This is a genomic window from Micromonospora sp. WMMD964, assembly GCF_029581455.1.
Taxonomy (GTDB): Bacteria; Actinomycetota; Actinomycetes; order Mycobacteriales; family Micromonosporaceae; genus Micromonospora.
The window spans coordinates 4,154,201-4,179,728 of the sequence record NZ_CP120860.1 but is presented as its reverse complement, the minus strand read 5'-3'; the positions used below and the strand labels follow the sequence as shown (position 1 = coordinate 4,179,728).

General features: G+C 72.1%; 23 protein-coding genes, 1 pseudogene and 1 riboswitch. Of the genes and pseudogenes, 12 read left to right on the top strand and 12 right to left on the bottom strand.

What is annotated here, in order from left to right:
- Positions 1 to 106 precede the first annotated feature (106 nt).
- Positions 107 to 832 carry a hypothetical protein gene (locus tag O7616_RS19120; RefSeq protein ID WP_282303260.1) on the top strand — a complete coding sequence of 242 codons (726 nt, stop codon included), beginning with the start codon at positions 107 to 109 and terminating at the stop codon, positions 830 to 832.
- Between the two features lie 160 nt (positions 833 to 992).
- Here the strand turns inward: O7616_RS19120 and O7616_RS19115 are convergent.
- Positions 993 to 2,144, bottom strand: a pseudogene (locus O7616_RS19115) (MFS transporter); the annotation flags it as partial.
- A 267-nt stretch (positions 2,145 to 2,411) separates the two neighbouring features.
- On the bottom strand, positions 2,412 to 3,455 hold the full coding sequence (locus O7616_RS19110; RefSeq protein WP_282303259.1) for a hypothetical protein: 1,044 nt from the start codon (positions 3,453 to 3,455) through the stop codon (positions 2,412 to 2,414).
- A gap of 187 nt (positions 3,456 to 3,642) precedes the next feature.
- Between O7616_RS19110 and O7616_RS19105 the strand changes: the two genes are divergently transcribed.
- The 4 genes from O7616_RS19105 (at position 3,643) to O7616_RS19090 (ending at position 7,776) form a co-directional block, all read left to right on the top strand.
- Complete coding sequence (locus tag O7616_RS19105; protein ID WP_282303258.1) at positions 3,643 to 4,773, top strand: N-acetylmuramoyl-L-alanine amidase; 1,131 nt, start codon at positions 3,643 to 3,645, stop codon at positions 4,771 to 4,773.
- Between the two features lie 109 nt (positions 4,774 to 4,882).
- A complete protein-coding gene (locus O7616_RS19100) occupies positions 4,883 to 6,457 on the top strand; it encodes an FMN-binding glutamate synthase family protein (protein ID WP_282303257.1) in 1,575 nt (524 codons plus the stop codon).
- Between the two features lie 213 nt (positions 6,458 to 6,670).
- Positions 6,671 to 7,198 carry an N-acetyltransferase gene (locus tag O7616_RS19095; RefSeq protein WP_282303256.1) on the top strand — a complete coding sequence of 176 codons (528 nt, stop codon included), beginning with the start codon at positions 6,671 to 6,673 and terminating at the stop codon, positions 7,196 to 7,198.
- Entirely contained in the window at positions 7,195 to 7,776 is a 582-nt protein-coding gene (locus O7616_RS19090; RefSeq protein WP_282303255.1) for a GNAT family N-acetyltransferase, read from the top strand. The genes O7616_RS19095 and O7616_RS19090 overlap by 4 nt, the downstream gene beginning before the upstream one ends.
- On the opposite strand, the gene O7616_RS19085 is transcribed toward O7616_RS19090, so the two are convergent.
- Entirely contained in the window at positions 7,671 to 8,645 is a 975-nt protein-coding gene (locus tag O7616_RS19085; protein ID WP_282303254.1) for a YafY family protein, read from the bottom strand. The two genes, O7616_RS19090 and O7616_RS19085, sit on opposite strands and share 106 nt — an antisense overlap.
- A gap of 94 nt (positions 8,646 to 8,739) precedes the next feature.
- On the opposite strand from O7616_RS19085, the gene O7616_RS19080 reads away from it, so the two are divergent.
- The 3 genes from O7616_RS19080 to O7616_RS19070 all read left to right on the top strand — a co-directional run bounded on the left by O7616_RS19080 (position 8,740) and on the right by O7616_RS19070 (position 10,891).
- Positions 8,740 to 9,177 carry a VOC family protein gene (locus O7616_RS19080; protein WP_282307669.1) on the top strand — a complete coding sequence of 146 codons (438 nt, stop codon included), beginning with the start codon at positions 8,740 to 8,742 and terminating at the stop codon, positions 9,175 to 9,177.
- 57 nt (positions 9,178 to 9,234) lie between these two features.
- Positions 9,235 to 10,422 (top strand): DNA polymerase IV, encoded by a 1,188-nt coding sequence (dinB, locus tag O7616_RS19075; RefSeq protein ID WP_282303253.1) that lies wholly within the window; start codon positions 9,235 to 9,237, stop codon positions 10,420 to 10,422.
- Positions 10,423 to 10,546: 124 nt separating this feature from the next.
- Complete coding sequence (locus O7616_RS19070) at positions 10,547 to 10,891, top strand: hypothetical protein (protein ID WP_282259950.1); 345 nt, start codon at positions 10,547 to 10,549, stop codon at positions 10,889 to 10,891.
- Positions 10,892 to 10,980: 89 nt separating this feature from the next.
- Here O7616_RS19070 and O7616_RS19065 read toward each other — a convergent pair whose 3' ends face one another.
- Entirely contained in the window at positions 10,981 to 11,646 is a 666-nt protein-coding gene (locus O7616_RS19065) for a transglycosylase family protein (protein ID WP_282303252.1), read from the bottom strand.
- A riboswitch (cyclic di-AMP (ydaO/yuaA leader) is annotated at positions 11,646 to 11,816 on the bottom strand. (Overlaps the previous gene by 1 nt.)
- A gap of 294 nt (positions 11,817 to 12,110) precedes the next feature.
- On the bottom strand, positions 12,111 to 14,039 hold the full coding sequence (gene htpG, locus O7616_RS19060) for a molecular chaperone HtpG (protein ID WP_282303251.1): 1,929 nt from the start codon (positions 14,037 to 14,039) through the stop codon (positions 12,111 to 12,113).
- A gap of 149 nt (positions 14,040 to 14,188) precedes the next feature.
- On the opposite strand from htpG, the gene O7616_RS19055 reads away from it, so the two are divergent.
- Complete coding sequence (locus tag O7616_RS19055) at positions 14,189 to 14,887, top strand: SDR family oxidoreductase (protein ID WP_282303250.1); 699 nt, start codon at positions 14,189 to 14,191, stop codon at positions 14,885 to 14,887.
- A gap of 49 nt (positions 14,888 to 14,936) precedes the next feature.
- On the opposite strand, the gene O7616_RS19050 is transcribed toward O7616_RS19055, so the two are convergent.
- On the bottom strand, positions 14,937 to 16,388 hold the full coding sequence (locus tag O7616_RS19050) for a M28 family peptidase (protein ID WP_282303249.1): 1,452 nt from the start codon (positions 16,386 to 16,388) through the stop codon (positions 14,937 to 14,939).
- Between the two features lie 204 nt (positions 16,389 to 16,592).
- Here O7616_RS19050 and O7616_RS19045 point away from each other — a divergent pair, with 204 nt between their 5' ends.
- Entirely contained in the window at positions 16,593 to 19,403 is a 2,811-nt protein-coding gene (locus O7616_RS19045; protein ID WP_282303248.1) for an ATP-binding protein, read from the top strand.
- Positions 19,404 to 19,428: 25 nt separating this feature from the next.
- Here O7616_RS19045 and O7616_RS19040 read toward each other — a convergent pair whose 3' ends face one another.
- The gene (locus O7616_RS19040) at positions 19,429 to 20,181 is read right to left on the bottom strand and encodes a hypothetical protein (RefSeq protein WP_282303247.1); all 753 of its coding nucleotides are present in this window, start codon (positions 20,179 to 20,181) and stop codon (positions 19,429 to 19,431) included.
- Positions 20,178 to 20,678: a SigE family RNA polymerase sigma factor gene (locus O7616_RS19035; RefSeq protein WP_282303246.1), complete on the bottom strand. Its 501-nt coding sequence runs from the start codon at positions 20,676 to 20,678 to the stop codon at positions 20,178 to 20,180. Before O7616_RS19035 ends, O7616_RS19040 begins: the two co-directional genes overlap by 4 nt.
- 138 nt (positions 20,679 to 20,816) lie before the next feature.
- On the opposite strand from O7616_RS19035, the gene O7616_RS19030 reads away from it, so the two are divergent.
- Complete coding sequence (locus tag O7616_RS19030) at positions 20,817 to 21,653, top strand: DUF3152 domain-containing protein (RefSeq protein ID WP_282303245.1); 837 nt, start codon at positions 20,817 to 20,819, stop codon at positions 21,651 to 21,653.
- A gap of 13 nt (positions 21,654 to 21,666) precedes the next feature.
- On the opposite strand, the gene O7616_RS19025 is transcribed toward O7616_RS19030, so the two are convergent.
- Together O7616_RS19025 and O7616_RS19020 are read right to left on the bottom strand one after the other, a co-directional pair.
- Entirely contained in the window at positions 21,667 to 22,353 is a 687-nt protein-coding gene (locus O7616_RS19025) for a hypothetical protein (RefSeq protein WP_282303244.1), read from the bottom strand.
- Between the two features lie 77 nt (positions 22,354 to 22,430).
- Complete coding sequence (locus tag O7616_RS19020) at positions 22,431 to 23,612, bottom strand: snapalysin family zinc-dependent metalloprotease (RefSeq protein ID WP_282303243.1); 1,182 nt, start codon at positions 23,610 to 23,612, stop codon at positions 22,431 to 22,433.
- Between the two features lie 242 nt (positions 23,613 to 23,854).
- On the opposite strand from O7616_RS19020, the gene O7616_RS19015 reads away from it, so the two are divergent.
- Positions 23,855 to 24,472: a hypothetical protein gene (locus O7616_RS19015; RefSeq protein ID WP_282303242.1), complete on the top strand. Its 618-nt coding sequence runs from the start codon at positions 23,855 to 23,857 to the stop codon at positions 24,470 to 24,472.
- 28 nt (positions 24,473 to 24,500) lie between these two features.
- On the opposite strand, the gene O7616_RS19010 is transcribed toward O7616_RS19015, so the two are convergent.
- Both O7616_RS19010 and O7616_RS19005 read right to left on the bottom strand, forming a co-directional pair.
- Complete coding sequence (locus O7616_RS19010; protein WP_282303241.1) at positions 24,501 to 24,800, bottom strand: hypothetical protein; 300 nt, start codon at positions 24,798 to 24,800, stop codon at positions 24,501 to 24,503.
- A gap of 283 nt (positions 24,801 to 25,083) precedes the next feature.
- Positions 25,084 to 25,410, bottom strand: coding sequence for an L-rhamnose mutarotase (locus O7616_RS19005; protein ID WP_282303240.1), 327 nt, complete (start codon positions 25,408 to 25,410; stop codon positions 25,084 to 25,086).
- Positions 25,411 to 25,528 lie beyond the last annotated feature (118 nt).

The following is a 25,528-nucleotide window of genomic DNA, read 5'->3' as shown; positions in this document are numbered from 1 at the left end:
GCAAAGGGGGCCTGGAGCCCTCGGGACGTGGTGCCACATGCCCCACTCCGGCGGGGTCGGCGGGAGCGTGAGTCCCGGTGACCGTGCCGTTGACCGGGAGCGTGTGATGACCACCCAGAGATCGTTCAAGGCCCGGGTCCGGGCCCGGATGGAGAAGACCGGCGAGAGTTACACCACCGCCCGCCGGCACCTGATCGATCGGGCCGCCGAGCCGGCGTCCACCGCCGCGTCCCCTCCGGCACCTACCGAGCCGAACGCCACGGCTGCCGCCGCGCAGACCGAGCGGATCGCCGACGACCTGATCCGCGTCCGGACCGGCCGCGGCTGGGACGAGTGGTTCGCCCAGCTCGACGCCGCGTCCGCCGCCGAGTGGACGCACACCCGGATCGCCCGTCACCTGGTCACCGAACACGAGGTGCCGGGCTGGTGGGCGCAGACCATCACCGTCGGGTACGAGCAGGCACGCGGCCTGCGCGCACCGGGTCAACGACGCGGCGGTGGCTTCGAGGCCAGCGCGAGCCGGACGGTGGCCGTGCCGGCGGTGCGACTGTTCGAGGCGTTCGCCGACCAGACGGCACGCGCCCGATGGCTGCCCGACGTCGAGGTACGTGTCCGTACCGCCACCGCGCCGCGCAGTTTCCGGGCCGACTGGGCCGGTGGCCCCACCAGGATCGTCGTCGGCATCGACGCCGTCGGCGAGTCAAAGGCCCGGGTCAACGTCCTGCACGAGAAGCTGACCGGAGCCGAGCAGGCCGCGGAGCTGAAGGCGTACTGGCGGAACCGGCTCGCCGCGCTGAAGGTGTTGCTCGAGACGGACGGAGACGATCGATGACGACGAACTGGTCGACCGGGCGGCGGTCGCCGGCGGGGAGTCACTCGGACCCGGGATGACCAACGGACCGATGTACATGCGCGGCTTCCGGGACCTCGACGGCCACCAGTGGTCGTTCCTGCACATGGCCGGCTGATCGTGCCGACCGGCGACGGGCGAGCAGCACCACCGCCACCACGAGGTACGGCCCGGCCGTCACCGCGAAGGCCACCGCGTTGCCCACCGCCGTGGCGAGCAGGCCGTAACCGGCGTACGTCCCGATGATCAGCACGTCGGTGGCCATTCCCGCCAGGGATGTGACGGTGGCCCGGCTGCCGCCGCTGATCCGCGCCTGGAGCCGCGCGTCGGCCAGCACGGTGGCCAACTGGGCTGCCCCGAACGCGACAGCGAGCAACGCGAACCCCGTCGGGTGTCGGAGCAGAGCACCCCCGGCCAGCCCGACACCCACCAGGCCCAGCAGCGCGGCGTAGCCCCGGCCGCCCCACCGCTCCCCCACCGGGGCGAGTAGCCCGCCGACGGTCACCCCGGCCCAGAGCAGCAGGAGCAGCAACGGCACGGCCTGCGCGCCGACACCGGTGTCCAGTGCCAGCAGCGGGGTGTACTCGTCCAGGGCACCCCAGTCCGCCGCGACCACGGCGACCAGCAGGACGGCGGCCCGTACCGGTGGGCGGGTGCGGACCTCGGCCACCCCCGCCCGCAACGTGTCCCACCACCCCAGGTCGTCATCGCCGTCCGGGTCGGCGGCGGCGTCCGGGTCGGCCGCGTCGCCCCTGACGGACGCCGGGCGGTGCTCCGGGAACCGGGCGGCGACCGCGACGGCGAGCAGGCAGGCGACCACGCTCGCCGCGCCCACCAGCGGGTAGCCGCCGACGACGAGCACCGGGCCGGCGAGCACCCCGGACACCACCACACCCAGCACGCCCGCCGTCCGGGAGCGTCCGAGCACCCGGGCGTACCTGTCGACAGCGCCGAGCCGGTCCAGTTCGGTCCAGACCAGCGCCTCCAACGCGCCGGAGACCAACGCTCCGGCGGCACCCCAGAGCAGGAAGCCGACCGCGAACACCGGGTACGACGGCGCCAGCACCCAGAGCGCGAACCCGGCGGCGCTCAGCAGCGGGGCGAGGCACACCAGCAGTCGGCGGGAGACCACGTCGGCCCACGCGCCGGACGGCACCTCGAACAGGATGCCGGCGGCCGACCAGATGACGAAGAGCGACGAGATCTGCCCGACCGACAGCCCGGTGTCGGCGAAGAACACCACGTACAGCGGGTAGAGCAGGACGAGGTCGCTGAGGAACGCGTACCCGTAGAGGGTGGTGGTCAGGCGGCGGACCGCCGGGTCGGGCGCGCGCGGGGCGAGTTGACGCATGGGGGCCTTCCCGTGGGAGTGGAGACGGACACCGGACATGCGGTGCCCGTGGTGGCCCACGGGGTCGGGCTGAGCGGCTGGATCAATGTCGCCAGGTCATGCCCGGATGCTAGCCGCGTTCTGATCGTGCTCGCCAGCGCTTTCGGCGCGCCGGACAGCGGGCGGCGGGGTGGGGTCCCGAAGGACCCCACCCCGCCGGTGACGTGCCGGTCAGCGCCGCTTCGGGTCGACCGGCGGGAGGACCGTGGTCGCCTCGCTGTCGTCGCTGGTACGCGGGCCGGGCACCGTGCCCCCGGCACGCACCACCTGGGTCGTGTCGGCGTCGCCGCCGCTCACCGCCTGGGTGGTGTCGGCGTCGGACGGTCGGGGCACGACCTGGGTGGCCTCCGGGTCGGACGGTCGGGTCACCACCTGCGTGGCCTCCGGGTCGGCCGATCGGGCGGCCACCACCTGGGTGGTATCCGCGTCGGTGGCGACGAAGGAGGGTCGCGCCGACTCGGCGTCCGGCGTGGCGGGGGTAGCCGCCGCGCGGGCCAGTTCGGCCTCGGCGTCGCGGCGACCGGCCCGGTAGGCGCGGGCGTGCTCGGCGATGAGCTGCGACTCCTGCTCCGCGCGGGTCAGCCACCCCTCCCACCGGCTCTGCATCGGACGGACGAGGCCACCACCGACCCCGACGACGAGGATGCCGCCGATCGTGGCCAGCACGGCGATCAGGACGGGAGTGGTGACCGCGGTGGCGACACCGATCTGGTTCAGCGCGGCGATGACGCCGAGGCCGAGGATGAACACCGAGGCGGTGGTGGCCAGCACCCGGCCGTACGACAGACCGCCGAGCGCGCCGCTGATGATGTCCTTCACCGCGCTGGCGATGGCGGCGGACACCACGACGATGACGATCGCGACGAAGGCGCGGGGTAGCCACGAGATCACCGCGCCGAGCAGGTCGGAGATCGGGTTGGGCCCCCAGATGCCGAAGGCGAGCTGAAGGGTGAACAGCAGCAGCGCGTAGTAGACGAGCTTCGCGACGATGTCGCTGGCGTCGTACCGGGAGCGACTCAACGCCCGGCGGACGCCGCCGCGTTCGACGGCGCGGTCGAAGCCCACCCGCTCCAGGACCTTCTCCACGATCTTCAGCGCGGCCTTGGCGATCAGCCATCCGGCCACCAGGATCGCCAGGAAGGCGACGGCCTTGGGCAGGAAGAGCATCACCGAGCGGAGGGCGTCACCCACCGCGTCGCTGACGTTGTCACTCATCTGGTCATTCCTCACGGGACAGCCGGAACGGTCGGCTCCCGCCCTACCCCCGCCGGCCGGCGAGGAAACGTCGGCCTGGTTGCGCGGGGTCTAGCGCGCGGACGAGTCTTGGCAATATTCTCCGAAGCGCGTGCGGCCACTGGAGCTACTTTTCATCCCCCCGCCGTCGGCCGCAGGAGGAGATGTCATGCACGTCGACCATTCCGAACTGGATCGCCGGACGCTGCTGCGGGCCGGTCTCGGCGCCGCCACCGTCGCCGTCGTCGGGAGCGAACTCGCGTTCCCCGCCTCGGCGCAGGCAGCCCCCGGCACCGACCTGGACTGGATCATCAGCTGCGACGAGTGGGCCGCCCGCCCGCCGAAGGACCCGCTGTCGGTCAGCGCCATCGCCACCAACAAGATCATCGTGCATCACATGGCGTTCCCGAACGTCACGGACTACTCCCGCGAGCAGGCCGTCAAGCTGGCCCACGACTGCCAGGACCTGCACATGGACGGCAACGGCTGGTCGGACACCGGCCAGCACTTCACGGTGAGCCGCGGCGGCTACGTGCTGGAGGGCCGCCGGGGCAGCCTGGAACGCCTCGAAGCCGGCGACCGCCAGATGATCTCGGCGCACTGCCCGGGCGAGAACGGCCGGGCCATCGGCATCGAGAACGAGGGCACCTACGTCACCGAGACGCCGCCGAAGGCACTGACCGACTCCCTGGTCAAGCTCTGCGTCGCGATCTGCCGACAGTACGGGCTACACGCGTACGACATCTTCGGCCACTGGGACTTCCGCACCACCGAGTGCCCGGGTGCCGCCTTCTACCGGCAGTTCCCGGAGCTGCGCCGGCGGGTGCACGCCGCCCTCGGCACCAAGCTGGGCGACGTGCCGGCGCGCCGCTGGCCGGACCTGTGGCGCTTCGTCAACTCCCCCTCGGTCCGGGTCGTGCAGCACCTGCTCGCCCACCGGGGCTACGCGGTGACGGTCAGCGGCACGTTCGACGCCGCGACCGTCGCGGCCGTGCAGGACTGGCAGGCCCGCAACGGCATCCCGGTGGACGTGGACGCCACCCTCACCCCGCCGACCTGGGAGACCCTGGCGCCGGAGTTGGACCAGCACGCCACCGGCGCGCCGGTCGCGGCCGTGCAGGAGATGCTCGCCACCAAGGGGTACGCGGTCACCGTCACCGGGGCGTACGACCACGCCACCCGGGCCGCTGTGCAGGACCTGCAGGCGCTGCACGGGCTGCCCCGCAACGGCAAGGTCAGCACGAGCACGTGGTGCACGATCGTCGGTGGGTCGGTTCGCCAGTCCTACCGGCACCGGTGAGCCCGAGGCGGTGGTGCGGGGCCGACCCGCACCACCGCCGGACCGGTCACCAGCGCGAACGCGCCGCCGGTCGGTTTGGGCCGACACGCGGACGGAAAGACTGCCGGGCATGACATGGGCCCGTCGAGCCGTACCCGCCGCCGCCGCTGCCGTCGCCGCACTCGCCGCGCGGGACCTGATCCAGCGCGACCACGCGTTGCTGCGCAACTTCCCGGTGCTCGGACGCGCCCGCTACCTTCTGGAGGCGATCGGGCCGGAGCTTCGGCAGTACATCGTGGCCGGTAACAACGAGGAGCGGCCGTTCACCCGCGACCAGCGCCGCTGGGTGTACGCGTCGGCGAAGCAGCAGAACAACTACTTCGGCTTCGGCACCGACAACGACATCGAGTACACCCCCGGGTATCCGATCATCAAGCACCGCACGTTCGGCCGGGCCGTGCCGCCGTCCACACCGACCGCCGGGCACGACGTACGGCTGCCCTGCGCGAAGGTGCTCGGCGCCGCCCGGGGACGGGCCCACGCGTTCCGCCCGGAGTCGGTGGTGAACATCTCCGGGATGAGCTTCGGCTCGCTCTCCGGCAACGCCATCGCCGCGCTGAACAAGGGGGCGGCGCTCGCCGGCTGCCTCCAGAACACCGGCGAGGGCGGCCTGTCGCCGTACCACCGAAACGGCGGTGACCTGGTCTTCCAACTCGGGACGGCGTACTTCGGTTGCCGCGACGAGCACGGCCGGTTCAGTCTGGACCGCCTGAAGGACCTGGTTGCCGGCGCAGCGGTGAGGGCGTTGGAGATCAAGCTCAGCCAGGGCGCCAAGCCGAGCCTCGGCGGTCTGCTGCCCGGGGCGAAGGTCTCCGCCGAGGTCGCCGCCACCCGCGGCATCCCGGTCGGACAGGACTGCGTGAGCCCGTCGCGGCACGCCGAGTTCTCCGACTGCGACAGTCTCCTCGACTGGGTCGAGTTGTTGGCCGCCGAGACGGGCCTGCCGGTCGGCATCAAGTCGGCGGTCGGCGACCTCGGCTTCTGGCAGGAGTTGGCCACGCTGATGCGCGACACCGGCCGCGGCGTGGACTTCGTGACGATCGACGGTGGCGAGGGCGGCACCGGCGCGGCGCCGCTGATCTTCACCGACTCCGTGTCACTCCCGTTCCAGCAGGGCTTCACCCGGGTGTACAAGATCTTCGCCGAGCACGACCTGCACGAACAGGTGGTCTTCGTCGGCGGCGGCAAGCTCGGCCTGCCGGACAACGCCGTCGTCGCCTTCGCGCTCGGCTGCGACATGGTCAACGTCGGCCGGGAGGCGATGCTCTCCATCGGCTGCATCCAGGCCCAGAAGTGCCACACCGACACCTGCCCCACCGGCGTCGCCACCCAGAACGCGTGGCTCGCCCGGGGCCTGGACCCGTCGTTGAAGTCGGTCCGGGCGGCCAACTACCTGCGGACGTTGCGCCGCGACCTCACCAAGGTCGCCGAGGCCTGCGGCGTCGAACATCCCGGCCTGATCGACACCGACGCCGTGGAGATCCTGGACGGCCGCACCGGCTCCACCCCCCTGCACGAGGTGTACGGCTACCAGCGGCACTGGGGTCTGCCCTCGGCAGCCGACCAGGCGGAGATCGTGCGACTGATGACGCCGGCGGCACCGCAGGGCGGCAGCGCCCCACCCTCGGCCACCGCCGTCGGCTGATTCCGGCACCGACTCCGGCCGGGCTGACTCAGCCCGGGCATATCCCTGATGACGCCTATACCTGTGAGTCATATCTATGACTCACAGGTATAGGCCCTTTCGGCGACATGCCCGCCGAGCACCTGGCGCCGGCAGGACGAAGGTGAGCGCGTCGCCGTCATCCGGTGCGATAAACGCGTGGAGGCCCGGCCGGTGGAGCCGTATCGTGGCGCGGTGCTGATCAGACGCGAGACACCCGCCGACGTCGACGCGATCCGGGCGGTGCACGCCGCCGCGTTCGCCAAGACCGACGGCGACGGCGACCGTGTTCCGGTGGAGGCGACACTGGTCGACTCGCTGCGCGCCGACGAGGGCTGGCTGCCCGCGTACTCCCTGGTGGCCGTCGATTCGGACGGCCAGGTGGTGGGTCACGTGGTGGCCACCCGCGGCCTGGTGGGCGGTGAGCCGGTAGCGTTGGGCCTGGGGCCGCTCGGCGTGCTGCCCGGCCGGCAGCGACGCGGCGTCGGGAGCGCGTTGATGCACGCGGTGCTCGGCGCGGCCGACGCGCGGGACGAGCCGCTCGTGGTGCTGCTCGGGCATCCCGACTACTACCCGCGCTTCGGGTTCGGGCCCGCCGTCGACCTGGGCGTCACCCCGCCGCAGCCATGGGGGCCGCAGTACTTCATGGCCCGTCGGATGGCCGCGTGGCGCGACTCGATCCGGGGCGAGTTCCGCTATGCCCGCCCGTTCGACGACCTGTGAGCCCACCGCACATCCGCCGCTGGCGCGCCGCCGACCTGGACGGATGCGTCGCGGCGCTCGCCGAGGTCCACCAGGTCGACAGGTACCCGATGAACTGGCCCGCCGACCCGCACCATTGGCTATGCGAGCCGCGCCCGGCGGACGCCTGGGTCGCCGTCGACGACGAGGAGGCGATCGTCGGGCATGTCGCGGTGCACCGGTTGCCCAGCTCGGCAGACGAGCCGCCGGCCCGGCAGACAGCCGAGGTGGCACGTCTCTTCGTGGCACCGACCGCCCGAGGGTCGGCGCTGGGCAGTGCCCTGCTGGACCGTGTTCGGCAATGGGCGCGTGCACACGGGACGGATCTGGTGCTCGAGGTGACGTCCGACGGTGTCGCAGCCGCCGCCCTCTACGAGCGGACCGGATGGCGGTGCACCGGGACCAGCACCGCGCCGTGGACCGCACCGGACGGCAGCCCGGTGTCGCTGCGTCACTACACGCTGTCCTGTGACGCGGCACCGGCCATCGCGGTCAGGCGTCGGGCGAGCAGGGCGGCGGCGTCGCGCAGCTCCGCAGGCTCCAGCACCTCCACCTGGTAACTGAGGCGGGCGAGGTGCGCGGCGAGCCAGTCCAGGCGCTCCCCGCCGACGATCAGCAGACACCACCCGTCGCTGTCGTCCTCCACCCGTCCCACCTGCGGCGGCACCAGCTCCCGCACCTGGTCGGCCGTGGCGCGCACACGGACCCGGGCGAGATACCGGTACGCCGCCCCGGTCACGGCCCGCTGCACGAAGGCGACCGGATCCGGGTGCTCGCGCGCCCGGAAGCGCCAGGTCGTCGCGGTCGCGGCACCCATCCGGTCCAGGCGGAACGTCCGCCAGTCGTGACGGTCGACATCCCAGGCCATCAGATACCAGCGGCGACCCGTCGTGACCATCCGGACCGGCTCGACGGTCCGCTCGTGCTGCCCGCCGTCGCGCGCCACGTAGGTGAATCGCACCCGCACGGCGTCGCGACAGGCCCGGGCCAGTGTCACCAGCACCTCGGCGTCGATCTCGGCCACCGGACCCACGAGCGTCTCGGTCGCGCCGTGCACCGCCCGCACCTCGGCGCGCAGCCGCGCCGGCATGACCTGATCGAGTTTCGTGAGGGCCCGCAGAGCCGCCTCGCCCGCGCCGGCGATCGTGCCGCCCGAGGCGAGGCGCAGGGACACCGCCGTCGCGATCGCCTCCTCGTCGTCGAGGAGCAACGGCGGCAGGCGGGTGCCCGCACCGAGCTGGTAACCACCACCGACCCCGGGGACCGCGTGCACCGGGTAACCGAGCGTCCGCAGTCGTTGCACGTCACGGCGGACGCAACGGTCGGTGACACCCAGCTCGGCGGCGAGGTCCGCAGCCGTCCAGGACGGCCGCCGTTGGAGCAGTGCCAGCAACCGCAGCACCCGCTCGGTCGTCGCCTCGACAGTCACGTGCCGATCGTTGCACGGGATGCGGAACGATTCTGTCCGCTATCTACGGGAGGCTGGGCCCATGACCGAGGAGATCACGAGACAGGGAGCCGACATGGTCCGCGATGTGCAGATCACCGTCGACTGTGCCGACCCCGCCGCGTTGGCGGCCTTCTGGGCCGAGGCCCTGGGCTACCGGGTGCAGGGTCCGCCCGGGGACTTCGAGTCCTGGGAGGACGCGCTCGACGCGCTGGGCGTGCCGCCGGAGCACCGCAACGACGCGTCGGCGGTGGTCGACCCCGAGGGCTCGCGGCCACGGCTGTTCTTCCAGCGGGTCCCCGAGCCCAAGCGGGTCAAGAATCGCGTACACCTCGATGTGCGGGCCGCACCCGGGCTGGCGGGTGACGAGCGGATGGCGGCGCTGGAGAAGGAGGCCGAGCGGCTCGCCGCGCACGGTGCCACCCGGCTCAGCCGCCACGAGCCCGCTCCCCCACTGGGTGCCGGTCATCTCATCATGGCCGACCCGGAGGGCAACGAGTTCTGCCTCGACTGACCGGGCGTACGCCCAGGTCACCACGGCGATCGTCGAGCGCCGTGCGAACATGTGTACGTGTCGCCCGGCGCCAGCATCCTGCACGCCGACCTGGACGCCTTCTACGCGTCGGTCGAGCAGCGCGACGACCCACGCCTGCGCGGGCGGCCGGTGATCGTCGGCGGAGGTGTGGTCCTCGCGGCCAGCTACGAGGCGAAGGCGCGGGGTGTCCGCAGCGCGATGGGCGGCCGGCAGGCGCGCCGGCTGTGTCCGGACGCGATCGTGGTGCCGCCGCGGATGTCGGCGTACACGGCGGCGAGCCGCGCGGTCTTCGAGATCTTCCGGCAGACCACTCCGCTGGTCGAGGGGCTCTCCATCGACGAGGCGTTCCTCGACGTGGGTGGCCTGCGGCGGCTGGTCGGCCCACCGGCCGACATCGCCGCGCGGCTGCGTCGGGAGGTTCGGGAACGGGTCGGCCTTCCGATCACGGTGGGTGTGGCCCGCACGAAGTTCCTGGCGAAGGTGGCCAGCGGGGTGGCCAAGCCGGACGGGCTCCTGGTGGTCGCACCCGACGCCGAGACGGCGTTCCTGCATCCGCTGCCGGTCGAGCGGTTGTGGGGCGTCGGCCCGGTCACCTCCGCGAAGCTGCGGGAACACCGGATCCGTACCGTCGGCGAGGTGGCACGGCTCGGCGAGGCGACACTGGTGTCGCTGCTCGGGTCCGGCGCCGGCCGGCACCTGCACGCCCTGGCTCACAACCGTGACCCACGCGCGGTGCACGTCGGCCGCCGACGGGCTTCGATGGGCGCCCAGCACGCGCTGAGCCGTACCCCGCACGCCCCGACGGAACTGGACGCCATCCTCGCCGGGCTGGTCGACCGGGTCACCCGCCGGATGCGGGCCGCCGGGCGGTCCGGTCGCACCGTGGTGCTGCGGTTGCGTTTCGGCGACTACAGCCGGGCGACCCGCTCGCACACCATCGGCAAGGCGACAGCGGACACGACCCCGCTGCTCGCCGCCGCACGCGCGTTGCTGCACGCGGCCCAGCCCGAGATCGACAGTCGTGGTGTCACGCTGATCGGCGTCTCGGTGGGCAATCTGGACGACAGCCCGGTGCAGCCGGAGCTGCCGTTCCACCGCGACCCGGGTGCGGAGTTGGACGCGGCGGTCGACGCGGTCCGCGACCGGTTCGGCTCGGCGGCGCTCACCCGTGCGGTGTTACTCGGTCGGGAGCCCGGCGTCGAGATGCCACTCCTGCCGGATTGACCGATCTGCGTGCGGCGTCCGTGCGACGAGTTGCGACCGGAGACACATCACAGCAGGTCGGCGGTTTAGCCGACGGCTGACGGGTGACCCTTGAGGGGTACAGCCTGACAAGGGGGGACCCACGATGTCCGACGACACCAGCAACCGACCGAGCCGCAGCGCCGAGCGACCGCACGACGTGACCGACCCGCTGCTCTGGCAACTGGCGATCGACGTGCTGGACGCCCACGAGCCGGACGACGAGGGTCACTGCCACAACCTCCAGTGCGCGGGGCAGGCGTGGCCGTGCGCCGCCCGGCAGGGCGCAGAGCATTCGCTGCGACTGTCGCGCGGGGCGGCGGAACCCGTCGAGATGACGATCGACGGCCTCGACGCCGGCACGGAGGCGACGCCGGCCTCCCGCTGGGGTCGCAACGCCGGACCCGCGGCCTCGCGTCGCGCGCCGCGGGCGTCCGCCTCGGCGGCGTGACTCGCGGCAGGTCCGGCCACTCGGGCTGACCAGCACCGCACACACGAACGCTCGGCCGGGTCACCGGCCGAGCGTTCGTGTGCCGACTGTCAGAGGCTGAGCTTCTGACCAGGGAAGATCAGGCCCGGGTCGGCCCCGATCAGCTCCCTGTTGTGCTCGTACAGCGCCTGCCAGCCGCCGGACACCCGGTGGGCGTCGGCGATCTCCGACAGGGTGTCGCCCGGCTCGACCAGGTGCGTCCGGCCGCCCGTCGGCGCGGCGGTGCGCTCGTGGTCACGGGTCGCCGGCTGCTCGCCGCGCGACGGCCGGTCCGGCGACGTGGTCGCCTTTCCGGTGGACTTCGTCGACTTCGCCGTCGACCTGGTCGACTTCGTGGCCGAGCCGCCCGAGGAGCCGCCCTTCTTGCCGCAGGTCGGCCAGGCGCCGATGCCCTGCCCGTCGAGCACCTTCTCGGCGATGGCGATCTGCTCGCCGCGGGTGGCCAGGTCGGCACGGGCGGCGTACTTCTTGCCGCCGTAACCGGCCCAGGTGCTCTGCGAGAACTGCAGGCCACCGAAGTAGCCGTTACCGGTATTGATCTTCCAGTTGCCGCCGGACTCGCACTGGGCGATCGCGTCCCAGTCGACTCCGGCCTGCGCCGGGGCGGCCGGGCCGAAGAGGGCGACAGCACCGGTGACCGCGCCGACGGCCAGGGTGCCGACGGCGAGACGGCGGGTGGTGACCCGTCGATGACGGGGCGTGTGAACGGACGTCATGTGAGCTTCCTCCACGCCGGCGAGGTGAGCTGTCGGGTTCGGGCCGAGGAGCCCGGCCGCAGGTGGCGGCTTCACCCCGAGGTGACGTGCACCGAGGAACGTGGGTCCCCCGCTCCTGCCCGGGTGACTGGGTTCCGACGGCCGGGGGCAGGATTAGGCGTTGCCGACCGTGGTGTCCGCAGTGGCGGACCCGACCGACGTTAGGCACGGTCGGTGACGATCGCCCAACCCCTGTGAAGTTCTTCACCGGGGTACGCGGGGCGCCGTCCGCAGCGGTTGCGGCCGGCCGGACACTGTGCTGAGAGCACAGTGGACCGGTTCCGATCAGGCTTCGCGACGTGGCCAGATCGCGGTGTCGCGTTGAGCGACTCGACGTGTCCGTCGGTGATCGCATCTCGACGTCGTACGCCGAACCGGCCGGCGGGCCCCTGATCGGGTGGCCCGCTGGCCAGACGGTCGACCGTCTACAGGGTGCGCGCCAGCCGGTCGGCGAGCGTGCGGGTGAAGCGGGCCGGGTCGGTCAGCTCACCGCCCTCGGCGAGCACCGCCAGACCGTAGAGCAGCTCCGCGGTCTCGGTCAGCGCTGCCGGGTCGCTCCCCTGCTCGTGGGCCTTGCGCAGCCCGGAGACCAGCGGGTGACCGGGGTTGATCTCCAGGATCCGCTTGGTCGGGGGCACCTCGTGCCCCATCGCGCGGTACATCTTCTCCAGCGTCGGCGTGAGGTCGTGGGCGTCGCCGACGACGCAGGCCGGTGAGGTGGTCAGTCGGGACGACAGCCGCACCTCCCGGACGCTGTCGGTCAGCGTCGTGCCCAGCCAGTCGAGCAGGTTGGCGAACTCCTGCCGCTGCTGCTCACGCTCGGCCTCGGCCTGCTGCTTCTCCTCGTCGGTGTCCAGGTCGATCTCGCCCTTGGCGATGGAGCGCAGGGGCTTGCCGTCATACGCGCCGACCCGCTCGACCCACACCTCGTCGACCTGGTCGGTCAGGAGCAGCACCTCGTGACCCTTGGCCCGGAACGCCTCCAGGTGCGGCGAGTTCTCGATGGCGGCCCGGGACTCGCCGGTGGCGTACCAGATGTCGCTCTGGCCGTCCTTCATCCGCGAGACGTAACCGGCCAGGTCGGTGGGCTCGGTCGCGTCGTGGGTGGAGGCGACGGAGAGGAGTTCCAGCAGGGTGTCGCGGTTGTCGGTGTCGTCGATCAGCCCTTCCTTGACGACCGCGCCGAACTCGGTCCAGAAGGTGCGGTAGCGCTCGGCGTGGTTGGCCTTCAGGTCCTTCACCGTGGCGAGGATCTTCTTGACCAGGCGGCGGCGGACGATCTGGATCTGCCGGTCCTGCTGGAGGATCTCCCGGGAGATGTTCAGCGACAGGTCGTGCGCGTCGACCACGCCCTTGACGAAGCGCAGGTAGGTCGGGACGAGCGCCTCGCAGTCGTCCATGATGAAGACGCGCTTGACGTAGAGCTGGACGCCTCGGCGGCCCTGCGGGGAGAACAGGTCCAGTGGGGCGTGGCTGGGCAGGAACAGCAGCGCCTCGTACTCGAAGGTGCCCTCGCCCTTCATGTGCACGACCTCGAGCGGGTCGGCCCAGTCGTGGCTGACGTGCTTGTAGAACTCGTTGTACTCGGCGGCGTCGACCTCGTCGCGGGGCCGCGCCCAGAGCGCCTTCATCGAGTTGAGGGTCTGCACCTCGCTGGTGGCGGGCTCACCGTCGGCGCCGGGGCGCTCGACCGTCATCCGGATGGGCCAGGCGATGAAGTCGGAGTATCGCTTGACGATGTCGCGGACGGTCCACTCGGCGGTGTAGTCGTGCAGGTTGTCCTCGGTGTCGGCCGGCTTGAGGTGCAGGGTCACGGCGGTGCCCTGCGGCGCCTCGTCGACCGCCTCGATGGTGTACGTGCCCTCGCCGGTGGACTCCCAGCGGGTGCCGCCGGTCTCGCCGGCCTTGCGGGTGACCAGGGTGACCCGGTCGGCGACCATGAACGCGGCGTAGAAGCCGACGCCGAACTGACCGATCAGGTCCTGCGAGGCGCGGGCGTCGGCGGACTCGCGTAGTTGGCGCAGCAGCTCGGCGGTGCCCGACTTGGCGATGGTGCCGATCAGCGCGACGACCTCGTCGCGGGTCATCCCGATGCCGTTGTCCCGCACGGTGAGGGTACGGGCGTCCCTGTCGACCTCGAGCGTCACGTGCAGGTCGTCGGTGTCGGCGACGAGGTCCTTGTCGACGAGCGTGGCGAGTCGCAGCTTGTCCAGGGCGTCGGAGGCGTTGGAGATGAGTTCCCGCAGGAAGACGTCCTTGTTCGAATAGATCGAGTGGACCACCAACTGGAGGAGCTGACGCGCCTCGGCCTGGAACTCCAACGTTTCGGCCTGGTTGCTCACACCGTCTCCCATCTCGGCTCGTGCGGGGTTTCGCGGACAGGATACGAGCCGTCACCGGGCGGGGTGCTGCCGCGTCCGGGTCGCATTCCCGATCGAGCGGGTCGCCCGTGTGACATAGCTGACTTTGGTTGACAGAAGTCAGGTGGGATAGCGTGACGCCCATGAAGATCTCCGGAAGCACCGCCCTCGTCACCGGCGCCAACCGTGGCCTCGGCCGCCACCTGGCCGCCGAGCTCCTCGCCCGCGGCGCCACCGTCTACGCGGGCGCCCGCAACCCCGACAGCGTCGACCTACCGGGCGTGACGCCGGTTCGCCTGGACATCACCGACCCCGCCTCGGTGGCGGCCGCCGCCGAGCTGGCCGGCGGCGTGAACCTGCTGGTCAACAACGCGGGCATCGACACCCGGACCGACCTCCTCGACGGCGACCTGGACCGCGTCCGGCTGGAGCTGGAGACCCACTACATCGGCACCCTGTCGACGGTCCGCGCGTTCGCGCCGGTGATCGCCGGCAACGGCGGCGGGACGATCCTCAACGTGCTCTCCGTGCTGTCCTGGGTGAACTTCCCGATGCACGCCGCCTACGGTGCCGCGAAGTCCGCCGAGTGGGCGATGACCAACGCGCTGCGCCTCCAGCTCGCCGAGCGGGGCGTCCGGGTCGCGGGCCTGCACGTCGGTTACCTGGACACCGACATGGCCGCCGACATCACCGGCCCGAAGTCCGACCCGGCGACGGTCGCCCGGCTCACCGTGGACGGCATCGAGGCCGACGCGTACGAGATCCTCGCCGACGACGTCAGCAGGCGGGTGCAGGCCGGGTTCCCCGGCGGCGTGGCGGCGCTCTACCCGCAGCTCCCCTGACCCACGACGCGACGGGCCGCCGCCGGGCCTCCGGCGGCGGCCCGCCTCATCAGCTCGCCTGCAACGCCACGTCGTCGACCACGAAGCTGGTCTGCAGCGACGAGTCCTCGGTGCCGGTGAACCGCAGCGTCACCGTCTGACCGGCGAACCCGGCCACGTTGAAGGCGCGCTGGGTGTAACCGGCGGCCGCGTTCAGATTCGAGTACGTCGCCAGCGTGGTGGAGCCCATCTGCACGGTCAGCCGGTCGTACGCCGTGGAGCCGGTGGTCTCGGCGGTGTCGATGTGCAGCCAGAACGACAGCGTGTAGCCGGCGCAGCCGGCCGGCAGCGTCACCGACTGCGTGAGGCTCTCGGTGCGGGTGGTGCCGTTGCCGCCCAGCCACGCCTTGTACGACCCGGTCCGGGCCGGTTGACTGCTGGAATTGGTGATCACCCCGGAGGACGCGGTCCACGGTGTGCTGCCGGTCTCGAAGCCACCGTTCCCGATCACCTGACCGCCGGTGCAGGTGGGGGTGCCGCCACCGACGGCGAGTTGCCACAGCGCGTACGCGACACCGTCGGCCGCCCGGTTCAGCACCGTGGCGCTGACGTTGGCCGTGGTGTCGCAGGACCGGTGGTAGCACGGGTCGTACGCCGAGTTGGCGGTGCCGCCCCACTTGGCCGCCTGGGCGCTGGTCTTGCGGGCGCTGGCGCCCGCGGCGTAGCCGGAGGTGGGGATGCCGGCCTGCTGGAAGTAGTAGTCGTCGGAGCGGCCCTGACCCTCGACGTTCTCCTCGGGTTGCAGACCCAACGAGTCCCAGTACGCCTTCAGCGGCGCCGCCGTGGTCGAGGTGACCCGGTTGATGAAGTAGCCGCCGTTCACCGAGCCGACCATGTCGAAGTTGTAGTAGCCCTTGATGTAGCCGCGCTGGGTGGTGTTGAGCGAGTTGACGTAGAACCGGGAGCCGTTGAGCCCCTGCTCCTCGTCGGTCCACCAGGCGAACCGGACCTTCTTCGTCATCGTCGGGTTCTGCGCGGCCAGGACCAGCGCGTTCTCCAGCAGGGTGGCCGAGCCGGTGGCGTTGTCGTTGATGCCGGGGCCGGCCGAGACGCCGTCCAGGTGGGCGCCGAACATGACCACCTGGTCGGCCGGGCCGCCGGGCCACTCCGCGATCAGGTTGTTCGACGGGTACCGGCAACTGGAGCAGTACTGCTCGCTGACCGTGTAGCCGGCCGCCTGGAGCCTGGTCTTGACGTAGGTGAGCGAGGCCGTGTAGCCGGCCGATCCGGCTCGCCGGTTACCGCCGTTGTTGGTGGCGATGGTGTTGAACTGGGTGAGGTGGGCTTGGACGTTGCTGACCGAAATGTCCGGTGCGGCCAGCGCGGCGACGGGGGCGGCGATCGGCCTGACCATCGTCGTCGCGGTAGTGGGCGACGCGGCCACCGGCTGGGTGGCCAGCGTCACCGTCATCCCGGCGAACACGGCGAGCGCGGCTCCCGCGCTCAGCGTTCTGCCTCTCATGGGGGCTCCTCGGGGGTTGGAGGGATACCCGAGACAATTACAGATGTCGATACGTGGAGCATCGGTCGTTCGTCCCGAACCACGGTCGGTTCGACGGTGGGTACCGGCGTCGGCACAGGTGAGTAGAGGTGCCAGGATGGGTAGGTAACGCCAGCAGGGGTCGTCGGGCCCGGAACGGGGGCTTGCGATGAAGCCGGGTCGAGCGTGACACGACCCAGCACCGACCTGTTCAGCGGCGGCGGCGACACCGGTCGGCTGATGGCCGAGCTGGACTGGGCCCGCACGCCGCTCGGCGCGGTCGACGGGTGGCCGCAGAGCCTGCGGGCCGCGGTCCGGCTGGTCCTCTCCTCCCGCTACCCCATGCTGCTGCTCTGGGGCGAGGAGTTCTCCCAGCTCTACAACGACGCCTACTCCACGCTGATCGGCGACAAGCACCCCGACGCGCTCGGCAACGACGTGCGGGTGACCCTGGCCGAGGGCTGGGACGTGCTCGCCCCGCTGATCCAGCAGGCCATGACGACCGGGGTGGCCAGCTGGGTCCCCGCCCTGCGGCTGCTGCTGGAGCGGGCCGGGTACCGCGAGGAGGCGTACTTCAGCGTCTCGCACGCCCCGGCCCGCGACGACGACGGCCGCACCGTCGGCGTGTTCACGGTCTGCAGCGAGGTCACCGAGCAGGTGGTCGGCGAACGTCGGCTGCGGCTGCTGCGCGACCTGTCCGTTCTCGGTGACGGTCGCACAGTCGACGTGGACGCCACCGGAGCCCGGCTGGTCGACGCGATCGGCGCGCACCCGCTGGACGTCCCGTTCGCCACCATCTACCTGCGCGACGGCGCGTCGCTGCGGCTCGTCGCCGGCACCGGTGCCGACCAGAAGGCGCTACCGGACACCGTCGACCTGGTCGACCCGGGCCCGGTCGCCCACGCCTGGGGATTGCCGGAGGCCGCCGAGGGGCGTCCGACCCAGGTGCCCGACGTCGCCGACCGGATGCCCCTGCCCGCCGGCGCGTGGGACGACCCGGTCCACACCGCGTTGGCGCTACCGCTGCCCTCCGGCGACGAGGACCACCCGCTCGGCGTCCTGCTCTCCGGGGTCAGCCCCAGCCGACGGCTCGACGAGGCGTACCTGTCGTTCCACCAACTCCTGGCGCAACAGGCGTCCCTGGCGTTGCGCACCGCCCAGGAGCACGAGGAGGAACGGCGTCGGATCGAGGCGTTGGCCGAACTGGACCGGGTGAAGACCGACTTCTTCGCCAACGTCAGCCACGAGTTCCGTACCCCGTTGACCCTGATGCTCGGCCCACTGGCCGACGCCCTCACCGACGCCACCGCGCCCCTGCCCCCCGTCCAGCGGGAGCGGGTCGAGACCGCGTGGCGCAACGCCACCCGACTGCTGACCCTCGTCAACAGCCTGCTCACCTTCTCCAGCCTGGAGGCCGGTCGCGCGCGCAGCGACGCCCGGACGGTCGACCTGGCCGCGCTCACCGCGGAGCTGGCCGGCGTGTTCCGGGCCGCCGTCGAGCGGGCCGGGTTGACCCTGGAGGTCAGCTGCCCTCCGCTGCCCCGGCCGGTCACGATCGACCCGATCAACTGGGAGCGCGTCGTCACCAATCTGCTGTCCAACGCCCTGAAGTACACGTTCATCGGCCGGATCCGGGTCAGCCTGGACGCCGACGACGAGGAGATCCGCCTCACCGTCGCCGACACCGGCATCGGCATCGCCGAGCAGGACCTGCCGAAACTGTTCGAACGCTTCCACCGGGTGCGGGGCGCTCGGGCGCGCAGCCACGAGGGCACCGGCATCGGCCTGGCCCTGGTGCACGAGTTGGCCCGGCTGGAGGGCGGCGAGGTCCGGGTCACCAGCCGGGTGGGTGTCGGCAGCACCTTCACCGTGGCGTTGCCCTGGTCGGCGACACACCGCAGCACGGTGACCGACCCGCCGGTGGACCGGCGGGGTGACGCGGCCCGCGCCGCCGTCGAGGAGGCGGCCGGCTGGCTCGCCGAGGCCACCGACAGCCCGACCGAGCCCGGGAACGCCTCCGGGCGGGCCGTGGACGAGCTGGCCGGCGCGCGAATCCTGGTCGCCGACGACAACACCGACATGCGCGCGTACCTCAGCCGACTGCTGACCGGGCAGGGCTGGCGGGTACGGGCCGTCACCGACGGACGGCAGGCCCTCGACGAGGTCCACCGCGACCGGCCCGACCTGCTCCTCACCGACGTGATGATGCCGGTGCTGGACGGTTTCGACCTGCTGCGCCGACTACGCGCGGACCCGGCGACCCGGTCGCTGCCGGTGTTGGTGCTGTCCGCCCGTGCCGGCGGGGAGGCCAGCGTGGAGGGCCTGAGTCTGGGCGCCGACGACTACCTGGTGAAGCCGTTCGCCGCGACCGAGCTGATCGCCCGGATCCGGGCCGCCCTCCGGCGGGCCCGCGACCGCGACGACAGGTCCGGCACGGGGACGGGCGACGCCGCTCCGGCACCGGCCGGCGCGGTCACGACGGTCGAAGAGCCGACGGCCGAGGTCGGGGGACCGACGGCCGAGGTCGGGGGGCCGGAGGATGGCGTCGCCGCCGGGAAGCCGGACGTCGACACGTCCGGGCGGGACGCCACGGCCGACCGGGACGGCGTAGGCGACCTCCTGGACGCCGGCTGGACGTATCCGTCCGCACCCACGTCGGCGGCGGCGATGCGCGCGGACGTCCGACGGACGCTGGGCGACCTCGCCGTCGACCCGGACGTGTTGGAGGATCTGCTGCTGGCCGCGTCCGAGGCGGTGAACAACGCCGTCGAGCACGCACAACGGCCCAGCCGTCCGGAGGTGCGGGTACGGGTCCAGGTGGGTGGGGGTCTGGTCCGGATCTCGGTGCGCGACTTCGGCACCTGGCGAGACCGGCGACCGGCGATGGACCGGGGCCGCGGCGCACTGCTGATGAACGCCTACGGCGACGTGCGGCTGGTGTCCACCGTCGAGGGGACGACGGTGACCATCGAACGCCGGCTGGACGACCCGGCCTGATCGACGGGGCGACCGGCCGTCGGCGTCAGAGCCGCCCGCCGGCGGCATCGCGGGCGATGATGCCGTCGAGCCGCTCCCCCGGGCTCAACGCGGTGGGCTCGAACCAGAAGATCACCACCTGCTTGTCGACACTCCACCGGGACAGCCGCGCGTCGACCTGCCGCCCGTCCACGGTGCCGATGATGCGGTGGGCGGGGCCGACGAAGTAACCGAAGGTCGGCACCGGGTTCATCGACGAACGCTCGTCGTAGCCGATCTGGTGGAAACCGGGGCTACGGTCGGCCCCCTCCACGTCGTTGACCAGGATGTCGGTGGTCAGCATGCCGTTCGAGAGGCGGCGACCGGCGGCCAGCCCGATGGTGATCTTCGGCTCGCCCGGCACGGAAACCCGCACGACGTAGAACACCCGCTGGTCGACACCGTGCCGCAGCTTGCTGTCGATCACCTGACCCAGCGGCTTCGGCGACGGCACGTCGCCTGCCGTCGGCGGCGGGGTGGGCTCCAACGACCGCGCCGACGGCGAGACACCGGCCGGTGACGGGGCGACGGCGACCGGCGGGCGACGATCGGCCGTCGGCGGCCCCTCGGTCCGCGCGTCCACCGCCACCACGACGACGACGGCGGCCAGCCCGGCCGCGAGCGTCGCCGCCCCGGCTCCGGCAACCCGCCGACGGGTACGCAACCGTCGACCGTCACGCATCACGGCGGCCAGGTCGAGGACGGCGTCGGGGCGCTCGGTCGCCCGCATGGCGTGGCGGAGCTGATCCAGCTCGTTCATCGGCGCGCCTCCTCGTCGGCGTGCCGCGGGGCGGCGGCGCGTAGTTTCTCCAGGGCCCGCGAGCTGGTGCTCTTGACGGTGCCCACGGATACGGCGAGTTCCCGGGCCACCTGCGCCTCCGGTAGGTCGAAGTAGTAGCGCAGCACGACGATGGCCCGCTCCCGGGGGCTGAGCGCACCGAGGATGCTGATCAGCCAGCGTCGGGTGGTGACCAAGTCGGCCACGTCCGCGCGGCGCTGCTCCGGCACCTCGTCGGTCGCATACTCCCGCATCGGCCGCCGCCACCCGTCCACCAGGTGGTTGACCAGGGTGCGGCGGGCGTACCCGTAGGCGTCGTCGTCGTGGACCCGCGACCACGACGCGTAGGTGCGGGCCAGGGCGGTCTGCGCGGCGTCCTCGGCCTGGTGGTGGTCACCGGTCATCAGGAACGCGGCGTGCACGAGTCGCGCGGACGCCGCCCGCGCGAACTCGACGAACTCCGCGTCACCCCGCGCCACCCGTGAACCTCCCCGTGCCACACCGCTATGGACGGGTCAGGTCGGTGAAAGGTTGAGCGGTGGGTCACATCAACTTTTCGCCACGGTCACCCGTCTTCTCCTCCGCGCCGCCGCCGAGCGCTGCGCGAGGGGAGAGACATGTCGACGAAGGTTACCCACCGATGGCGTTCCGCCTCGGCGACGCTGCTGCTGGCGGTGGCGCTGCTCACCGGATGCGGACTGCCGACCGCCGGGCGGCCTGCGAACGGTCCCGTCGCCGCCGGACCGTCGCCGGACGGGAACCTCGCGCCGGTCACCACCGACGGGCCGACCGAGGTCGCCGCCGTGGTGCCCAGTTCCCTGCCGGTCGTGCCGGTCAGCTATCCCGCCTCCGGTGGGAACCGCTGGGTGACGGCGTCCGCCGAGACGGCACCGGCGCGGACCGGCCGGGGCACGCTGATGAGGTACCGGGTCGCCGTCGAGCGCGACATCCGAGGGCTGCCGGTGAAGGACATCGCCACGGAGGTCACCGCGACCCTGAACGACCCGCGAGGTTGGACGGCCGCCGGGGCATGGCGACTGCGCCGGGTGGGAGCCGACGACCCGACCGACTTCACCATCTACCTGGCGACCCCCGGCACCCGTGACACCCTCTGCCAGGACGTGCCGGAGGGATACACCTCGTGCCGCAACGGCGGCCGGGTGGTGCTCAACGTGGCGCGTTGGGTCAAGGGGGTGCCCGGGTACGGGGCCGACCTGACCACGTACCGGGAGTACATGGTCAACCACGAGGTGGGGCACAAGCTCGGGTTCGGGCACGAACGGTGCCCCCGGCGGGGCCGACCCGCGCCGGTGATGCAGCAGCAGACGCTGGGCCTGCACGGCTGCACCGCCAACGCCTGGCCGTACCCGCAGGGCAAGGTCCGCTACAGCGGACCGGTCGGGGCGTACGACGACGAGATCCCGCGTCGCGAGGGCGCCTACTCCGAGGGCTGACGTCGATCCCGCCTCAGCTGCGGCGGCCTCGATCCTGCTCCATCCGCTCGTCCAGCCGACCCAGCTCGTACACGGCGTTCAGGCTGGTCGGCAGGCGGCTGACGTTGTCCGGGGCGGGACCGGGGTCGGGAGTGGGAGCGGGGGTCGGGGCGGGCACCGGCGCGGCTGCGGGGCTCGGGGCGCGGCGGCGCAGGACCAGCAGCCCCAGCACCACCAGGACACCCAGGAGCAGCAGGTACGACACGGGCGGCCACCTGCCGCTGTCGGAGTCGGCCGGCGGCGCGCCGATCGGAGCGGGGGCGTCGGCGTCGCGTACGGGCAGCGGGGCCTCGCGGCTGCCCGTACTCCGGTCACCGCCGGGCCGGGCGGGTGCGGCGGGTGCCGCCGGAGGTGGGGCACCGGCCGACGACACCCCGGCCGGGGTGGTCGCGGCGGGCACCGCGGAGCTGGGTCGGGGGGTGGTCGGCGGTGGGCCCGACGTGGACGGCGGGGTCGGCGGGGTCGGGGTGACGCTCGGCGGGCGGTCGCCGTCGAGCAGGTCGTCGACGATCCGGCCGACGCCACCGAGGAGGTCACCGACCGGGCCCGAGGTGGCAGACGGCGACGGTGCGGGCGCGAGCGCGAGGGTCAGCACGAGGGCGACGACGGCAGGCACGACGGCCACCTCCGGTGTGTCGATGTGCCAGGCACCGTATCGCATCGTGGGATCGGCTGGGTGACCCTGCCACACCCGAGGCGGGGACGTGTTGCGCGTCCCCGCCTCGGTGTCTTCTGTGGTCAGACCGGCAGGCCGCCGACCTGGGTGGAGATCCACGAACGGATCGAGGGCAGGTCGACGTAGATGGACGGGCCGGTGGCGCAGGTGGAGTTGTTGTTGCCGGCCCGGCTGGTCGCGCCGATCAGGTTCCACACCCCGTTGACGCGCCGCACCTGCGGGCCGCCGGAGTCGCCGTAGCAGGCGCCGGAGTCGCCGTTGGTGTTGTTGGTGCAGATCTCGTACGGGCCGTTGATGCCGGAGCACCTGCTGTCGGCCACGATGGACGTGTCCAGCTCGTTGGCGACCGTCGGGGCGGAGCCGCAGCCCCGGGGCGCGCAGGTCTGGCCCCAACCGATGATCCGGGTGGCCGTGCCGACCGCGCCGGAGGTGCTCGGGATCGGGGCCGGGGCGTAGGTGACCGAGCTGGCCAGTTGCAGCAGTTTGACGTCGACACTGGGGTGGTTGACCGCGCGGGTCACCCGCACCACGCTGCCGCCGCTGGTGCGGTTGATGCTTCCCACCCGCACCGAGGACGGTGTCGAGCAGTGCTTGGCGGTGACCGCCCAGTTGGCCTTGATCAGGGTGCCGGTGCAACCGGAGACGTACACCATGAAGGGGTAGTTCTCCGAGGCCGGACGGCCGCCGACCACCAGGGGCTCGACGTCGGAGCTGCCGGTCCAGGTGTACGTGGTGCCGGCCGGCGCGGCCAGGCTGCCGGCGAACAGCGAGTTCACCCGGCTCGCCTCGGCGGAGCTGGGGTTCGCGTTGCGGCAGGAGACCGGTGCGCTGCTGCCGGACATCAGGTCGGAGCAGAGGCCGGTGCGCCGGTCCGGCAGGCCCAGGATGTGACCGATCTCGTGGGCGGCGATGCGGTTGCGGTCGTACCCCTGGTTGACGGCCGTGCGGCCCATCCAGATCCGCCCGGAGCCGAGGCCGGTCGGCTGCGCCCGGGGCCAGCCGTCGTCGACGTAGATGGTGATGCTGGCCGGGGTGCCGGCCAGCAACCGGACGTTGCCGACCCGACTGTTCCAGATCTGCGCGGCCTGGTCGAAGTTGGTGCGGAACTCGCCGGTCCGGCTCGCGTCGTAGTAGACGGTCCGGACGGCGGCGGCCGGCGCGCCGGTGCTGAGCTGCACCCCGGCTGCCGCCAGGATCGCCGCGAGCATGGCCAGCGCCACGAGTCGCAGTCGTCGTCGGAACATCATGCACTCCCCTGCGGTCATCCGGCGACCAACGGTCACCGGTCATTGATCTGTGTCGATGCTAGGCCGTGCGTGAGCGGCGAGTGTCATAGCGGAAGCGTCATACCGGCCCGGACGACGGCTGTTACCCGGCGGTTACGCCGCGGCGAAGCGCCCGTGCCGAGGACGGACGACGGTGGCGGCAGAGGGTCACCGGCAACTCCGCCGCGACGTGACCCCGAGGACCGAACGGAGGGATCACGATGAGGATCACCAGCGCACTGACAGTGGCGGCGGTCGTCCTCGCCGGACTGGTCGCCGGCGCCGGCAGCAGCACGGCGAGCACCAGCACGGCGGGCATCAGCACGGCGGGCATCAGCACGGCGGGTTCGAGCGCGGCGGGTTCGAGCGCGGCGGCCTACTGCGGGATCACCTGGGGCAGCGCGGAGAAGTCGGCCGGGACGCTGAGCGACGCCCCGTTGACCGAGGTACGGACCGGCCGGCACGACTGCTACGACCGGGTCGTGTTCGAGTTCGCCGGGCCGGTCGACGGGTACGCCGTCGGCTACGGCGAGACCTGGACCGAGGGCGAGGGGTTGGCGCTGTCGCCGTACACCGCCGGTGGCGCGCTGCTACGGGTCTCGCTGCGGGCCCCGGCGTACGACGACGCGCACCAGGGCACCGTGCCCTACGCGGTCGGCGAACACGTCGCGAACCCGCTGCGCTACTCGACGCTGCGGGACGTCGTCTTCGGCGGCAGCTTCGAGGGTTACAGCACCTTCGCGGTGGGAGTTCGGGCGCGGCTGCCGTTCCGCGTGCTCGTGCTGGCCGGGCCGGGTACGCACGGCCGGATCGTGCTCGACGTCGCGCACCAGTGGTGACCGGAGGCGAGGGCGATCAGCCCAGGCTCTAGACGAACAGCGTCAACAGGAGGGGGACGGCGGCCAGCGGTGCCAGGCACAGGGCACCGATCCGCACCCAGGACGGCAGGTCGGCTCTGAGCGCCAACACGAAGGCCACGATGGCGTAGCCGCCCGCCAGCACCGCGGCCGGCATGACGGCCGACGGCTCCGGCCCGCAGTCCGACTGATCCTCCACGAAGGGCGGCCGGCAGGGCTCGGACGGGGCCAGGGACACGACGAACGACAGGCCCGACAGGCTCAGGATCGGCAGCAGCGGAACCGCCAGCAGCGCGAGCGTGACAGCCACCCCGACACGGGTGCCGCGCCGCGCTGTCGGCCCACCCTCGGGCCTGGCGGCACCATCGCTCACCCGGTCGCTCACCGTCGCCCCCCGACGCCACGGCCGTCCGGTGTCCAGCAGAACCACCGGCGTCCACTTTCGACATTCACAGCGTAGGACGGCAGCACCGAACCACATGTCAATTGGACGACACCCCCACCCACCCCACCTCGTCGATCATGGAGTTGTGGTGGCGACATACCGGCCACCGGATCCCACAACGGTCACCACAACTCCATGATCGACGGGGTCACGCGGAGGGCTGGGCCTCGTCGGTCAGGTGCCAGACCTCGCGCATCGGAGCCCACCAGTCCCCTGAGCCGGGCTCGGCGATCGACTCCTGACACGGGTCGGTCAGCTTCCACCACTCCTGCGTCTGCGGGTCGGCGGCGATGAACCGCAGGTCGGCCTCGTAGTCGTCACCGACGTACTCGTAGTAGCCGAAGAGCATGTCGCCGTGCAGGAAGATGGTGTAGTTGCGGAAGTTGGCGTCGCGCAGCGTCTGCTCGACGCTCGGCCAGACCTCGGCGTGCAGCCGCAGGTAGGTTTCCCGCTGGTCCGGGCGGAGTCGGATCACGCAGCCATGACGTTGCACGTCGTGCCCTTTCGTGTGAACTGATCGAGGGGTGCCGAAATCACCTGACCGTAGCGGTTGGACGGTGCTTCGCGGAGCGGCTGCCTGGTCTCTGGGATCA